Annotated in this window: 13 protein-coding genes and 1 pseudogene; 6 read left to right on the forward strand and 8 right to left on the reverse strand. The window is 62.9% G+C overall.

The features are described 5' to 3' along the window. On the reverse strand, nucleotides 1–316 hold a 316-nt coding region (locus AC1DYM_RS22125), incomplete at its 3' end, for a helix-turn-helix domain-containing protein (RefSeq protein ID WP_477342062.1). Nucleotides 317–1,059: 743 nt separating this feature from the next. Between AC1DYM_RS22125 and AC1DYM_RS22130 the strand changes: the two genes are divergently transcribed. Further along, the gene (locus AC1DYM_RS22130; protein WP_477342064.1) at nucleotides 1,060–5,589 is read left to right on the forward strand and encodes a hypothetical protein; all 4,530 of its coding nucleotides are present in this window, start codon (nucleotides 1,060–1,062) and stop codon (nucleotides 5,587–5,589) included. Between the two features lie 239 nt (nucleotides 5,590–5,828). Then, entirely contained in the window at nucleotides 5,829–6,065 is a 237-nt protein-coding gene (locus tag AC1DYM_RS22135; RefSeq protein ID WP_477342066.1) for a hypothetical protein, read from the forward strand. A 603-nt stretch (nucleotides 6,066–6,668) separates the two neighbouring features. Here the strand turns inward: AC1DYM_RS22135 and AC1DYM_RS22140 are convergent. Continuing rightward, the gene (locus AC1DYM_RS22140; RefSeq protein ID WP_477342068.1) at nucleotides 6,669–6,929 is read right to left on the reverse strand and encodes a hypothetical protein; all 261 of its coding nucleotides are present in this window, start codon (nucleotides 6,927–6,929) and stop codon (nucleotides 6,669–6,671) included. A 221-nt stretch (nucleotides 6,930–7,150) separates the two neighbouring features. On the opposite strand from AC1DYM_RS22140, the gene AC1DYM_RS22145 reads away from it, so the two are divergent. Continuing rightward, nucleotides 7,151–7,459: a hypothetical protein gene (locus AC1DYM_RS22145; protein WP_477342070.1), complete on the forward strand. Its 309-nt coding sequence runs from the start codon at nucleotides 7,151–7,153 to the stop codon at nucleotides 7,457–7,459. 234 nt (nucleotides 7,460–7,693) lie between these two features. Further along, nucleotides 7,694–8,794 (forward strand): C40 family peptidase, encoded by a 1,101-nt coding sequence (locus AC1DYM_RS22150; protein ID WP_477342072.1) that lies wholly within the window; start codon nucleotides 7,694–7,696, stop codon nucleotides 8,792–8,794. A gap of 88 nt (nucleotides 8,795–8,882) precedes the next feature. Here AC1DYM_RS22150 and AC1DYM_RS22155 read toward each other — a convergent pair whose 3' ends face one another. Both AC1DYM_RS22155 and AC1DYM_RS22160 read right to left on the reverse strand, forming a co-directional pair. Then, a complete protein-coding gene (locus tag AC1DYM_RS22155; RefSeq protein ID WP_477342074.1) occupies nucleotides 8,883–9,272 on the reverse strand; it encodes a hypothetical protein in 390 nt (129 codons plus the stop codon). Nucleotides 9,273–9,539: 267 nt separating this feature from the next. Beyond that, entirely contained in the window at nucleotides 9,540–10,028 is a 489-nt protein-coding gene (locus AC1DYM_RS22160) for a hypothetical protein (RefSeq protein ID WP_477342076.1), read from the reverse strand. A 115-nt stretch (nucleotides 10,029–10,143) separates the two neighbouring features. Here AC1DYM_RS22160 and AC1DYM_RS22165 point away from each other — a divergent pair, with 115 nt between their 5' ends. Further along, nucleotides 10,144–11,001 carry an SDR family NAD(P)-dependent oxidoreductase gene (locus AC1DYM_RS22165; protein ID WP_477342078.1) on the forward strand — a complete coding sequence of 286 codons (858 nt, stop codon included), beginning with the start codon at nucleotides 10,144–10,146 and terminating at the stop codon, nucleotides 10,999–11,001. Between the two features lie 74 nt (nucleotides 11,002–11,075). Here the strand turns inward: AC1DYM_RS22165 and AC1DYM_RS22170 are convergent, their stop codons facing one another. Then, nucleotides 11,076–11,843 (reverse strand): SDR family NAD(P)-dependent oxidoreductase, encoded by a 768-nt coding sequence (locus tag AC1DYM_RS22170; RefSeq protein WP_477342080.1) that lies wholly within the window; start codon nucleotides 11,841–11,843, stop codon nucleotides 11,076–11,078. Nucleotides 11,844–11,966: 123 nt separating this feature from the next. After that, nucleotides 11,967–12,449, reverse strand: a complete 483-nt coding sequence (locus tag AC1DYM_RS22175) for a hypothetical protein (protein WP_477342082.1) — start codon at nucleotides 12,447–12,449, stop codon at nucleotides 11,967–11,969. A 380-nt stretch (nucleotides 12,450–12,829) separates the two neighbouring features. Here AC1DYM_RS22175 and AC1DYM_RS22180 point away from each other — a divergent pair, with 380 nt between their 5' ends. After that, the gene (locus tag AC1DYM_RS22180) at nucleotides 12,830–13,117 is read left to right on the forward strand and encodes a hypothetical protein (RefSeq protein WP_477342084.1); all 288 of its coding nucleotides are present in this window, start codon (nucleotides 12,830–12,832) and stop codon (nucleotides 13,115–13,117) included. Nucleotides 13,118–13,233: 116 nt separating this feature from the next. On the opposite strand, the gene AC1DYM_RS22185 is transcribed toward AC1DYM_RS22180, so the two are convergent. Next, a complete protein-coding gene (locus tag AC1DYM_RS22185) occupies nucleotides 13,234–14,010 on the reverse strand; it encodes a class I SAM-dependent methyltransferase (protein WP_477342086.1) in 777 nt (258 codons plus the stop codon). 81 nt (nucleotides 14,011–14,091) lie between these two features. After that, a pseudogene (locus AC1DYM_RS22190) lies at nucleotides 14,092–14,682 on the reverse strand (ankyrin repeat domain-containing protein); the annotation flags it as partial. Nucleotides 14,683–14,868 lie beyond the last annotated feature (186 nt).

Raw genomic sequence — 14,868 nt, forward strand, 5'->3', positions numbered from 1 at the left:
TCACTGGCGCGCTGTTCGCGACGCTCGCCGGCAGCAGGTAGCGCCGGCCTATCTTCTCCACGACACCACGCTTCGCCAGCCGGTCAAGCTTCCTGGCCGCACTGGGGCGAGGCACGCCCGCATATTCGGCGATCTTGCCGGAGGTCATCGGACGCGATTCAGCCGTGCCAATGAACACCGCCATTAGCAGCACGATTTCGTCAGCGTGAGTGCCGAATCGCGCAGTGCGCAGGTAGGCCGCGCCGAACGCTCGCAGCACGTCGAGCATAACGGTGGCGACTATCGCGCGCTCGCGGGCGTGGTGGATAGGCAGCATGCGGCCCCGGTTGAACCATCGGTGGCCCTAGATGGCAACGTGGAATAATACGTGGAAACAGAATGATTCTGCGTCTAAAACATTAGATAAATCAATAGGTTAGGCGACTTTATGGCGGAGAGAGTGGGACACGGATCGCCGATCCTCCGCCAACGCCTGGACCCAAACCGGCGTGTACCGGAATGTGTCCCGGGATCCTAGCTTTTCGGTTGGGTCTGTCAATGGCGAAAACTATTTTCGCCCTGACCCCTTGACGAGGCCGGGATCCTGGTTATGGTTAATGAAGAGATGCGGAAGGTGTGCCACGGCTTACGTGGCTTAGAAGAAGCCTGTTTTATTCCTTTTCAGGTCGTTCGCCGCATCTCGAGAAGCCGTCCTTTGGGACGGCTTTTTTGTGCGCATCGACGCGGGCGTCGACACCAGGGTCCTTGCGCGACACACAGTGGTCCGCGCCACTGCGCAGGGATGGGCGCACTGAGATGTACAGGTGCCCGATTGCACGTCATCAGTGGACGAGTGAGGGTCATGGGGCCATCCAGCTGAGCGAGGCGGCGAACGTCGATCCAGGTGGCACGACGTTTTGGACAGCACTGCACCCTGCTCCGGAAGATCCGTCATCTGCTGACCGCCGCGGGGAAGTTGCGTGCTGGAAATGCAGGGACACAGGAGGTCGTGACCCAGCGCTCTCCCTGCTCAAGGTGAGCGCTTCTCCGCTACGCTTGGCGGCCAAAAGGAGACGCGAGATGGACCAGAACAACACGCTTGCGGTGGCGGCATTCCGCGACACGCTCTTGGGAATGAAACCAGCCGGCGAGCACGGATTCGAAGGGCTTATGGGCGCGGTCCTCGGCCTGCTCACCGACCTTTCCTACAGCCTTGCCTCAAGCGGCCCTCAGGCCGGCAGTGATGGTGACGCGAAGCGTCGCGGCGAGCGTGTCAGTTTCGAGTGCAAGCGGTACACCGATGCGCCGCCAAATGGCGAACTCACCTCAAAAATCGCCGAGCTCGGCCCCCGAAACGACGTCGATCTCTGGATTGTCTGTGCAACAGCGCCCGTCCGCAGTCAGTCGCGGCGGGTCATTGAGGCCGCGTCCACTCCGTATGGCCTGGAAGTCGTCATTCTCGACTGGGACGATGCGCAGACCCTGCCCCAGCTTGCCGTTGCCATCGCGTCGGTGCCCCCGAATGCGCTCAGGGCACAGCTGGTTGCCATGGACCTTGCCACGAGTGCTGCCGATGCCATCATCGCAGGCTGCGACGCCCTCCGGGCGCGCCCCGGATTCGACGCGGCCGGGACCGAGGTCAGGAAAAGTGTCGATTTGCCGACCCTGGCCTATGCGTCCGCCCTCGCTGCCAACAAGGCACGGCTTGACACGCTCCTTGCCAACCGGCGCGAAGCCACGGCCAGGATGGGGCAGCCGCTCGCCCCGGCCGATGAGAGCATCAACATCGTCCTGCCGAGGCAAGCGTTAACCGACCGGATACTTGAGTTCATCGAAAGTGCCGCGCCTGCTGGCCCCCTCGCCCTGACTGGAGACGAAGGCGTCGGCAAGTCGTGGGCGCCGGCCAAAGCCTGGCTCACCCGCCGCCAGGACATCATGCTTCTTGTGGTTCCGGCCGAGAACCTCGATGGGGCGGTGTTTCCCCCCACCGATGAGCTGGTGGCTGCATGCCTGGCGCGTCAGGTCGATGATGTCTCAGCGACCAGCTCGCCCGAGCGGTGGCGCAGGAAAGTCACCCGCTGGCTCGAGGCCGGTGCCGCCCTTGCAAATCCCCTCGTCCTCGTCATCGATGGCATTAACCAGCGCCCGGACCTCGACTGGCCGCGCCTCTTTGACCGCCTTATCGCCGACCTCGGCAACAAGGGCATGCGGCTAATCTTCAGCACCCGGACCAATCATTTCATCGCGAAAATCAGGGACCGCCTCGACCGTCCTGCCGTGATGGTGCGTGTCGACCCCTGGACGCCTGCAGAGCGGGACGAAATCCTCCGTGGACGGCAGGTCAACCCCGCTTTGCTCAGCGAAGACGTTGCCGACATCCTCGTCAATCCGCGCCTGCTGTCGGTCGCACTCCGGCTCCTCGGCAATGACGAGCTCGCAAACCTGCAGGAACTGAGCGCCGCTCGGCTTCTCTTCGAACACATCCGCATCCTTGCAAAGGAAAACAAGGACCAGTCCCCGCACGACTTCGCCCAGGGCCTCGCCGCGCGTGCGAGGGAAATTCTTGCCCGGCACGAGCGAAACGAGCTCGAGGATCTGCATGTCTTCGAAGACACCAAGGCCGTTTCCCAGACGCGCTTTTTCAGGCCCGTCGACGGTTCCCCTACGCTCTTCAGGCTCGAGGGCGACGGGCTGACCATGGCGCTAGCTGTGGCACTGATTGAAGACGTCAAGAAAAAAAAGAGAAACAACGTCGACGTGCAAGTGGCCACCAACGAGCTCCTCGACCCGCTCTCTGCCCTCGATGCCACCGCGGGGATTCTGCTTGCGGCCATCACGGTCGCCTGCATCACCGAGGAGGACCTGGCCATTGCGCGTGCGCTCCTGCTCCAGTTTACCGGCCTGCAAAACATCCCTGAAAAACATCGCCTGCCCTTCCTCGCACTTGCACGAAAGCGACCGGATGCCTATCTCGCCGCCCTTCGGGCCGCTGTTCTTGACGAATCCCCTCACTTTAACCGCACGTGGCTTTTAGCGGCACTCAAGGCCCTGTCTGCGGCAGAACCTGCATGGAAAAACGTGTCGGATGGCCTGAAGACCTGGCTGCACCTGTTTTGTCGTGATGCCATGGCGCCGAGGCGACCGGACCAGGACGATGCCGCGTGGACCGCCAGCGTCCGCGAATACCGCGACAAGGTCGACCAGGCCATTGCGGTGTTGACGGCAGATGAACGCGCGCGCTTTGACACACTGGAAGCCGTAACGACAAATCCTGCCCCATTGGCCGGTGTCGCGTTCGAACTCCTCGCAGGCAAGCCCCTCGCTCCGTTCGTGGAAGCGCTCTGTGCATGGCGGTTCGGTACGTCCATAAACCGGGCCTTCATGGCGCCGACGGTTGAACTCATGTGGCTCGGCGAATTGAATCCAGCCGACTGGGCCGAGGCGCAGGCCGAGGCACGCCGGCTCGCAGCTTTACTCATGGTTCCCGGGGCCAGCGACGCGGCACTGCGGACCGCCAGCAACATGCTGCTCTTTACGGGGGACGCCTCCGACGCCCACACGGCAAACGCTGCGCGGGCACTCATGCAGGAAAAGCAGGCCCTGGTCCATTTCACCACCGTGTCCGACACCAGCAATCCGCTTGACCCTGACGACGTGCCAGCGTCCACCAGCAAGGCCGTCGACGAGTTCGAGCGACTCCTGCCGTCATCACTGCACTCTGCCTTCGTGCAGACACGAGAAGACCTGGATTTCGACCGGAGCCTCCCTGTTGTCGCCCGCTGGCGGCCCGAGGTTGCCACCGCCAAGGGCTCGGCCTACATCGACGATGTCCTGTCCCGCAGCGGTCTACCGCTGCGACAGGGCCTCCTTCACCTCTCCAAGGTCGCCCCGCTCATCAATGAGCGGCAGGCGCGCGCACTCCTTGCCATCCGCGCCGGCTTCCGGACCTCTGACGCCGTCGGCATCGAGCCCATCGAACTCGCCACACTGTCAATGTTCTCGCTTCGCTATGCGTTCTTCGCCCTGGGCGGCGACGAGCAGCTGCAGGCGCTCATGACCGACGCCGTCGACGAGTCCATCCTTTTTTCTGTATTGCCGATGTTGAAAAGCGCATCGGCCGCATCGGTCGAACGCGCACTAACTGACGTGGTCGCCGGCGCCGACCTGTGCCGCCGGCAGTACCTCCTCACCTTCCTCGCGCATTCACAGTCGCCCCTGACATCTGCATCGCAACTGCTCCTTTCGGCCATGCTCGACGACGCCGAACCCGGGCTTGCGTATGTGCGCGCCCATTACCTCGCTTTCGCAGGCACCGATGCCGAACTGGGCGCCTTTGCGCGCGCGTGGCCGGCGAAGGAACGTACAGATGATGCCGAGGACCGCTTCGGCTCGCTCGCCGTGGTCCGCGCCATCGGACGAGGGCTGGTTGCGGCGGGCGAGGTCATAGACACCTTGCATCCGACCGCAATGGAACCGTTGGCGCTCCTCGGTGGAGACGCTGCGGCGGCGGTGGCCAGCCAGGTCGACCGACTCCTCTGCAACCTGTCCGCCCCCCTTCCCGAGCCAACCTTCGGCCTTGAGGCGGACGTCGACCTCGTTCCGGACCATCTCCCACGCCTGCTGCGCACCCGGGCACTGTCTGCGGACGAGGAGACGGAACACCTCCAGAGCTTCCTGTCACCGGACGCCAAAGCCCAGAACCGTGCGCAGGAAAAGCGTCGGCTGGCATACCGCGAACTACGGGATGCTTTCGGGCAGCACCACGCGCTGCTGCTTGTCGACGATTTGTCTCCGGTGGCGTTCGCCAAGGTCGCTGCAAATCGCCCCTTGCTGGTTGGCAATTGGGCGGCCCGGCTCCTGACGGTGAGCGGACAGAACGAGCGCTGGCTGTACAACATTGCGCAAATGGTGGCCATTGCAGAATCTTTTACGAATCCCGCCTCTGCCCTCGCGCTCCTTGCCGCATACGCGGATGTCGAGCCGGCCGTGCGAATGGCCTTTGGCTGGAACAAGATCAGTCTGGCGGCGTTCGCCACCTGGTCGATGGCCACTGGAGAGGCCTTTGACAACGCACGCCGCGCCCGTCTTCATGGTGCACGTGACGACCACACCATCGCCGTCGAGGTGGTGGCGGCCTGTCTTTGCGGAAAGGAGGCCTTCGTGTCGGACTTTGCCGACGATTGCATCAATGCTCCCCATCCGGCGACGCAGGCGCTCGGCTGGATGCTCATCGGCCTGCTGCCCCGCTCGGAAGGACAGGTCCGACGGGCCGGAAAGGGCGCCGACCCCGGCAGTGGGCTGCCGGGCCTCGCCGCAATGGCGGCCTTCGCGGCTGCACGGAAGAACACGTGGGCGCAGCACTGGTTCGGCCAGATGATGCATGCCCCGGACGGGGCCAGTTACTGGTGCAGCGAGGCACTGTTCCTCCAGTGCGTCGACGTTCGAGTCGACCTCTGGGCACGCCTTCCGGACGACGCCACAGAAGTCGTCCGGCGGTACTGGCCAGTGACGGCTAGCGCGCTTTCCAACCGCCTTGCCAAGGCCGCCGATGGGCAACGGCGCATGTGGCTCGGGCAGACACGGCCCCGGGACGCCTACCTGCCGGCCTGACAAATGTGGGCCGCCGGCGTCGCTTGGCCTGCCGCGACAGCCCGGACTAGCGTTAATCCGTCGATTACTGCGGACTCGGCGAACGAAGGGTCGCTCGTCATCGACGTCAGCCCGGAAATGCAGGCCACGCTCGTCACATTGTGGCAGTAGACCTGGCGGCCACAGGCTGCTGATACAGCAATCAGTGTCCCTACCCCTCTTTACTGCTACAACCATGGTTTGGTCACGGGAAAACGGGCATGGAAACCTTGCAGCAAACCAGGCGCGCCAACCTCCGCGCGCTCCTGGTCGGGTTGGCGGACGAAGGGATGAGCGGCCTCGAAGCCCAGGCAACTTTCCTTGCCACAAGGGCGGCTTTGCTCAAAGGAATGCTGGAAAACGATGCCATCCCCACGCTGTTTGCGCGGAATGTCGAATGGACCTTCCAGCGGCGGGACGGCTGGCTCGATGAGGAGCACGGTGCGGACCCCTCCTGACCGGTCCCGGGCCGACGAGCGCACCGCAGCACCCCGGGTCACAGCGTGTCACTGACATTGGACGTGCTCGACCGACATTTACAGACGACGCTACAAGCCACACTGTCTTTGGTAACGATGGCGTCCTCCAGGTCGAAGCCGGCCAAGGTTTCCAACAGGATCATGTATTACCTGAGTCATTCGGACGTCGACCCGTTCCATCTAATGGCGCGCCCCTCCGTCGTCGCAGAAGAAGCCATTCAGACCGGCCCACGACTGTCGTCTTCAAGGTGAGCGAAGACGCTCCTGCCCCTGGCGGTGGCGCTCCAATACCCGTCCTGGTCCTTCCATGCGAGCTTTGCTGTCAACAGCCGGGTGCAGGCAACATCATCGAGCTTGCCGATTGAGAGGTAAGCGGTTGAGCAAACCTTCCCGGTGTGGAGGTTCGCCAAATCTGGCGAAACGGCGAGAAACTCGTTCCACTTGAGTGGCTCACCGAAGACTGAGGCGCAGTCTCCTCGAAGCAAAACAAGAAAGCCTGGTATCGATCCAGGCCTTCTTGTTGAAGTACCAAGCATGCGCAAGACAGCGCTTTCAAGGGCACCGCTTCGTCCATCGTCCCGGTTACTTCTTTTGCTTCTTGCCGTCGCGCTCGATGATTTCGGCGAACTCTTCAAGACCTAGCCCGTACCAGTCCTTGCCGTTTTTCGGTGACCACAAAATCCCGCTTGGCTTGACCCGGATGTGGCCGACAATCCTGTTATCCGCATCGACAAGGGTGTGCTCTTCGAATTTCTTCGGGGCAAAGGACTTGACGCGCCGGGTGGCTGGAGACTTCTTCGCGGTCTCCGCTGCGGGTGCTGCTGCTTTCTTCGTTGTTGCCATGATTCCCTCCTGTGGAATGACGGCCAGCATACCGAGGAAGCGCCCCATCACCAACCCCGTCCGCAGCGCATTCTCGCAAATACCCTGACTCGCCAGACAGCACGTCATGCAACCGACACAAAGTGTCGGGTCGTCATGTCGGATTTGACCGACTGGCCAGGGTCCTCAAGTTTCGCGATTTAATGCCGTCACGGTTACAGGCACCTACTTAGGCACGTTATATGACACCCATAAGCTCAAACGTCACTGCCGGGACTTCGCTGTCGGTCAGTGTCTCCGGCACGGCGTACCTGCAGCGGTCCATTGCCGCCGGCGTCAAACCTGGCGTACTCGCTCCGACGAAAGACGAGCGGACTGCAGCCAGCGGCCGTGAGACGGCCTCGCAGGCGCTGTCGAAGGTGTCGTCGTCGACCCGGGACGCAATCGAACAGGCGCTGAAGGCGGTCGACGCCAACGCGTCGCTCGACAACTATGCGGACGGCAAGGGCTGGTCCAACGGATCCGGCCTGATTCTTCACCTGATTGCCTGAGACTCGTCCTTTTTTGGCAATCATCCCGACGTTCACGACCTGGCACAGGGAGGCCGCAGTGATGCAGCCCGCGGGGGCCCGATGCGTGCCCGAGGTGGCTCGCGCCGCCTTGCCCCTGCCAACGCCCACGCGGCCGTGTAGGGCTTTTCTGACATGGCGAGGCGGCGCGCGCTGACTCAAGACCTGTCGCAGCGTGCCGTCAAACTTTCATTAACCAATCATGGAGCAAAGCATATGGACGTTATGACCAGCGGCGACGTTTTCGATGAAGGACAGTCGCGCTACCTGCTCAAGTACGACGACCTGCAGCTCGCAGACATCGTGCTGACTTCAGACGATTCAGCAGTCAGTACAGGCATCCGTCTGAAGACGGGCGGCCCGGCATCGCATGCCATGCTTTACGTCGGTCACTCCCTCATTGAGGCGACTGTCAAGGGTGGCGTCTTTTCGCACAATCCCCAGCGCCTCTTCAGGGACCGTGCTGACCAATTCATTGTCTTGCGCGCGCAAAAACCGCTTTCGACGCAAGAAGCCAACCACATCTGCAACTTTGCGCGGGAAAAGGTCGGTTCCCTCTATTCGGTCGCTGAGGCGCTGAGGACGGTCAGAGCTGGCCCGGCCGGCGCCCAGACACGCCGCCAGTTTTGTTCGAGGCTCGTGGCCCAGGCGTACGGGTCCGTTGGCAGGGCGCTCGCATCCAGCGTCGACTACTGCAGCCCCAATGATCTGTGGCGTTCCCCGGCACTGGAACCTGTCGGGGGGCTGGTCCGCCTCGCGACCACGGACGATCTGGAGCTCATCGAGGCTGTCAACCAGCCCGAGATACACCAGCGCGCACTGTTTGCTTGGCTCAAACAGGTCAGACAAATGGCCTCAACGAGGAACGACGACGTCCAGACTTTGAGCGACGTGGCGGATTTCGTTCTGCGCCACCCAGACCTCGACGGTCAAGTCGTCGCCGCACTTGAGCGAACCACGTACCTCCGCGACCACGCCCTGGACCTTGAAGCCGCACCCTACAAGTACAGCGCCGACTTGCTTGTCGAGAGAATATCACCAGCGGGCGAGCTCATTCCGGCCATCCTGGAGCGAGAACTGGTCAAGGAAGAGCGCATCGCCAAGGTCTACGAGCACAATCTCGGCGAGCTCATGAAAGCCGCGCATCTCAACCTTGTTTACTTTCAACGCCAGATTGCGCTGTACAGGGCGCTCATCAACATGTCGCGGGCACGATGCGTGGTGCTCCGCCGGGGCGCCGCGGCGTTTAACTTAAGTGACCAAGTCGACGGAGCGGACGCACTCATCGCATCCCTCGACCAGGTTCTGGGACGGTAATTGGCGCCGAATCGTCGGCAGGAAGGCGTTTGATAAGGCGGCAACGTGCTGGCGTGCACCGTTGCCGCCCTTGACCCGAACGAGGGGGCTAGCCGCCTCGCTCCGGGCGGTCAGTTTGTTCGGCGGTGATGTCGTTTCCGACGTGCCTGCCGGTGTGTTTGACCGGCTTGGCGTAGGGCGAATCGTTCTCCGCCTCAATTGCACGCTGGACACCGATGAGCGATTCGACCTGGGCTTTAGTCAGTCCAACACCGGACCCACAGTCGTCGTACACCTTGACGAGTGTGGATATCTCTTCGGCGCTGTAGCTGTGGCCGCGCCAACTGTTGCCAGTCAGCAACAGCGCCAGCACATCGTCGCCAACCCGACTCGCCGACGCTTTTGCAATGCGTTCAAGGGTGTGGCCCGCGCGCTTTCGCGGACCTGATGTCTTGTCGATGCTGCCACCTGACTCGACGCCTTTTTTCTTCGTGACCATGTTGCGTACTCCGGAAGGCGAAGACGAATACGCCCCCTTGGCCTGCTCTTCGCCCCGCAGACCCGCCGCTTCCTGATTTGTTGGGGGCGCGTGTTCCTGCATCCAACCAGCAAAATGGCCTAGCCCGTTGGGCGATGTCATTCTCTGCAGGGCATTGCAGCACACGTATCCGCCAGTTGATGTGCCGCCCCGCCCCCAGGTGGCAACCGTGCACCTAGCAGGCCCGACGTCTTGCGACACGCCCGACATACCCACTTCGCACGGTGGTTACGCTTGCCCCGAGAACCCGACAAGCTCGATGACATTTTCCCGCTCATCGAGTCTCGCAAGAGCCCACGCGTCGACTTCGACCCCTGACGGCACGTTGCCAACATCCCAGGCGCCGAGCCGGACTGCAAAGAAATCCGGAAGAGCGTCTTCCTCGTCCCTCCAACGGCAGGTCAGATGGACGCCGTTGTCGTCCACAACCAGACGTCCGAGCCTGGGTGTCTCACGCCGCTCGATGGCGTGCCCCGTCGGGATGGAGACGACCATGTCAGCCCACTCGGGACATGGCACGACTGCTGTCTTGTCATGCTTTCGGAACTGGAACGCCGAAAACCGTTCCGGGCCGCTCAAGATGAGAACAGCTTCCTCGCCGAAGACGAGTCCGGACTGATGACCGTGACCGTTGCCGAAATTGGCAATGAACACGGTGCCATCGGTGAGTGATGAAAGGTAAACGGCTTTGGCCTCATCGAGCTTCAATCGGTGCATCGCTGGTCTCCCCTGATTGGAAGACATGGTGGAGCAACGGGCGTTACTGTCAAGGCATGGTCCGCCGGGGCTGGACCATGGCCTTTTGGGGGCCGTTTCCGGCCAATGCGGCGCAATGGTAAAAGCCGCACGCGGCAAAAACTCGCAGGATGGATGGACCCCAAAACGCCGAGCTTTATCCATGACCGCAAACAAGACCGCCCTCATCACCGGCGCTTCCTCGGGCATCGGTGCGAGTTACGCCGACCGGCTCGCAAGGCGTGGCTACAACCTCGTGCTGGTCGCACGCCGCGCAGAGCGCCTCGATGAGATCGCGGGCAGACTGGGCCGCGCGTACGACGTCCGCGTGACGACCCACACCGCCGACCTGTCCACGGCAGGCGGATGCCGTGCGGTCGAAGCACTGATTGGCAACGACGAGACCATCGACCTTCTCATCAACAACGCCGGCATTGGCCAGCTCCGTACCCTTACGGAAACCACACCGGGTGACCTGACGTCGCTGATTGAAGTCAACGTGCTCGCCCTCGCACGCCTGTCGCTCGCAGCACTTCAGGCATTTGGCCCACGCGGCGGCGGCACCATCGTCAACCTGTCATCCATCAGCGCATTTCGCGCCGTCAAGGGCGGTGCCGCCTACAGTGGTTCCAAAGCCTTCGTGCTCAACTTCACGCGGTCCTTGCAACTGGAAACGGCGGGCGCCAACGTGCGTTTCCAGTGCGTGATGCCGGGGCCCGTGAGAACCGAATTTTTCGCCACGGCTGGCGTCGATGACTCGCTCTTCCCGGCAGGCTCTTTCATCACGGCTGACCAACTGGTCGATGCGGCGCTTGCCGGTCTCGACCTTGGGGAAGACGTGACCATTCCGACCCTGCAAGATGGCGGCGCATTCCRGACCCTGGCCGATGCATTCACGCAGCTGCGCGAAGACGCCGGGCAAAAAGGCGTCATTGCCAAGCGTTACCTCAATTGAAACCCGTCGCCCGCCCCGCCCGGTTCAACACCGGCGCCGGGCAGGCTTTTTTTGTTGCAGATTCCCGCCTTCAGTCAGTTGGCGGAGAGGCCGCCATCCACGCGCAGGTCGTGACCGGTCACATAAGAAGCAAGGTCGGAAACCAGAAACAGTGCCGCCCCCGCCACTTCGCGAGGCTCCGCCGCGCGGCGAAGGGGGGTGGCGCTTGCCAACGGGTTCGCATCCGCCCCCGGTCCCTTGCCCTCGAACCAGGCGGCCGTCATCGGTGTGCGCGTGATGGACGGGCTGACCGTGTTGACCCGGATACCCTCAGGACCGAGCTCAACGGCCGCTGCTCGCGCCATGGCGATGACCGACGCCTTGCTCGCCCCGTAGACCATGGTTCCGGGCAAGCCCACGCTGCCGAGGACCGAGGCGTTGAACAAGACGGTACCGCCGCCGCCTTGCGCCCGGAGCTGGGCAACCTCTGCTTTCAGGCAAAGGAAAGCCGAGCGCGCATTGATTGAGGCGATGCGGTCCCAGTCGGCCGCCTCGCGCTCTTCGATGCCGCCCCGCCCGCCTCCGACACCGGCATTGTTGAACCAGATGTCGGCACGCCCGAAACAAGCGACCGCTTCGGTCACCATGCGGGTGACGGCAGCGTCATCGGACAAGTCAGCCTCCACGAACGCCGCCTCGCCTCCCATCGACACGATGCCGTCACGGACCGCTTCGCCTTCGGGGCGTCTGCGGCCGACGATGACGACCTTCGCGCCTTCGGCCGCAAACAGTTCGACGCTTGCCTGGCCGATGCCGGAGGTGCCACCTGTGACCACCGCAACTTTGCCCTTTAGGATGTTCATGCCGTGAATCTCCCATCAAACCATCATGGTCGGTACTCTGGTCATCCGTGGCTTGAACAACACCCGTCGGTTTTTACACATTCCTGCACCCGTCTCAGCAGGTGGACACGGCCGGGCTTGATATCAGTTGTTCGCAGTCACCCTGCCGAACTGCTCAGGCGCGCTCGTGGCAATGGTCAACACGAATCCGTCGTTGAACCTGACGGTTGCGGGCACACCGGGCTGCAGCGCCACGTCCTGTTCGCCGGGCTGGAGGTGATGGAGAACCTGTCCGCCAATGGTCATCTTCGCGTTGCTCTGGAGGATGTCCACCGATCCCATCTGGTCTGCGTCGATGCGCACGTGTGCATGGCGGACGCCTTGGTCGAGTGCCGACAAGGAGACGGCGACCTTGACGCGCACCGGAAACTGCATGGGTTGCACATGCGGGTCGCTGTCGAGGATCGTCTCCTCCACTGCCCAGCCCGGCGCGTTGAACGCCTGGGTTACGGAGGTGGGCACCACACCGGGACGCTCAATGGCCCAATAAAGGTCGATGGCGGGGTCTGGCCGCACGGTCGCGCAGCCAGACAACACAAGGGGAACAAGGAAAACGAGTTTGCGCACGGGGAGCTCCGAAGGGTTGGTCATGCGCAGCTGGCGTCATGCCACCCGCGCTTGGCCGGGCTATCGGCAGTCTCGGTGTAAAGCTTGACGGTGAGAATGAAGAAAGATTGTTTCTTCGCATTTTGATTCTTTGGTGCAAGCGCGGGTTGCTGCATGCACATACGCTCGCGGGCTGCGCTGTATCAATGGTGTAACACCTGCCGTCGCAGGGCACGGCCGCTGCTCACTCTGTGTTGCCTTGCACAGCCAGACAGGGGGCTTTCAGGGCGGCGACCTTCAGCACCGTCACACGCGTGAAGTCGCCGTCACGCGTCGCCGTGCCGGTGACCACGGGGGTGCGTCAACCCTTGTTACCAGACTCCTGCTTCAAGAACCAATTCATGCCTCTGAGCGCTTCTTCCTCCATCATCATCGACCTTGTGCTCCTGTCGGACGCGGCCGAGGTCAAAGACAGGCCGGAGATCCTGCGGTTGGCCCGGCGGCTCGAAAAAACGGCTTCCGACAATGGCTCGGCCGCCATTGCTGGTCACGCAAGAGCTGTCGAGGTCCTGGCCGCTAGAGATGTCGCTTGCGCTGACCTCGCGGGTGCAGTGGGGCGACTCCTGGCAACGTCGGAGCGGGAGATTCATGCCGGCGAACTCGACGACGCGCAAAGCCGGGATACCTGACTGCAGGTATTGCGCAACATCACCTCCGCACACAAGCGGACTCGAGGCGGCGCCTTCGCCACTCTCAAACGTCAGCGCCATCAATCCAGCGGGCAGACGACCGGAAGTGCTCCCGGTCAGAGCACCGTGCCCACCGTCGATCCAAACGCCCGAGTGGCATTCGGCGGTAGCGCCTGAGCGGCCAGGTACTTAATCATTGAGGACGGGATGGTGTACGGACGAAGCACGGTGCGGACCGGGTCTATCGAGACGCCGGGGCCGCAGATCTCTTGCTGCATTCGCGTGAGCTCGGTTGCCATCAGCTTCATCTGCTTTACATCGACGGCCGCCCTGTCGACGACGTGGACGAGGGCGCCTTTGTCCATTGCCCTTGCAGCCAGCCTGTAACAGGCGCGCTGGACGGCCAGACGGTATTCGCCGATTGCCTGGGGCGGCAGCGATTCAGGGGATACGGCGTTGTGGGTTGCAATCAGCGCCGGGGCCGCACCAATGTTCCAGCAGGCCACGGCGTCAAGGCGAAGGTTTGCGGTTGCCTTGTCGGCAACGTCAAGGAAACTCGCTTCGACCAAGACAACGTCTTCTGGACGGCCCGCTGCAAGACCCAGTGCGGGAACGCGGACGGAGGAAAATTCGTTGGTGTCAAGCAACGCCTCTGTTGCAGACAGGGCCGCTTCGTTGGCTTCGACGGCTATCACCTGGCGGGGGGACGAAAGAAGCGCGAGTGTCCCGCGGCCGCTGCCGCAACCGACTTCGAGCACCCGGGACGCACCGGCAAGATGCACTGCCATCCACGTGTAGGCACCAATCCCCTCGAGACTCGCCGATTCCTTCGCCCAGTTTTGCATGTACTGCGCGTCGGTCATGGCGATACCAAATGCGGGGTGGAAAGCCATCGCGTTTCTCCGTCAGCTGAATGTCCAACCTGTCAGAGTGTGCGGTCCGTGTCACTTCCCCGTATTGCCATTGCGCGACGGCTAAAGCCGGTGGCAAACACGTGCAGCGACAGCTGCGGTACCCAGCACCATGGCGAGCATGGCTTGCTCGCGGTCCGCGATGAGCAAGGCAAGATCGTCCCGGCGACAGGCCAGCGTCCGGATGGTCGGATTGCCAGAACAGCCGTACAGGTGTGCATCGAGGTCACCGCCTGCGTCGAGCAACAGCTCGAAGCAAGCCGGATCTGCGTCCCCGCTCGCCCAGTACAAGGCGTAATGGTCCTTCACCGATACGTCGGCGCCGGCATCGAGCAACGAACGGATGACTGGCGCGGTGCCGGCCACCGACAACGGCTCGATGCCGCCATGCCCTGCCGCGTCCACGCGCGCACCGTGCGACAACAACACAGCCACGGTCGCTGACCGTCCATACCTTGATGCGGCATGCAACACGCTCGCAGACGATGTCGGAACGCGGGACGGGTCGGCGCCGAGGTTCAGCAGCAGGGCCACCATCGCCGCGTCCTCGACGGCGGCACACCCGGCCATCGCTAGCGCCGTCTCCCCCTTGCCATCAACCGCGTCGGGGTCAGCACCTGCAGCAACCAGCGCTGCGATGGCGGCCTTGTCCCCAGACCAGACTGCGTGCTAGAGCGGCAACCATCAGGGCCGCGGCCGAAGCGGGTGTGGGTGCTGCGGGCGGCGTGCGACACGGGCCGGCTGCGGCGCGTCGCCGAACAGGCACAAAGATGGCGGGCCGGAAGGACTGCGTTGAGTCGGCACCACGCAATGGGTCGTCAAGGCAGGCTCAGGCAGCGC

The organism is Luteibacter sp. P1_D3 (assembly GCF_056406135.1).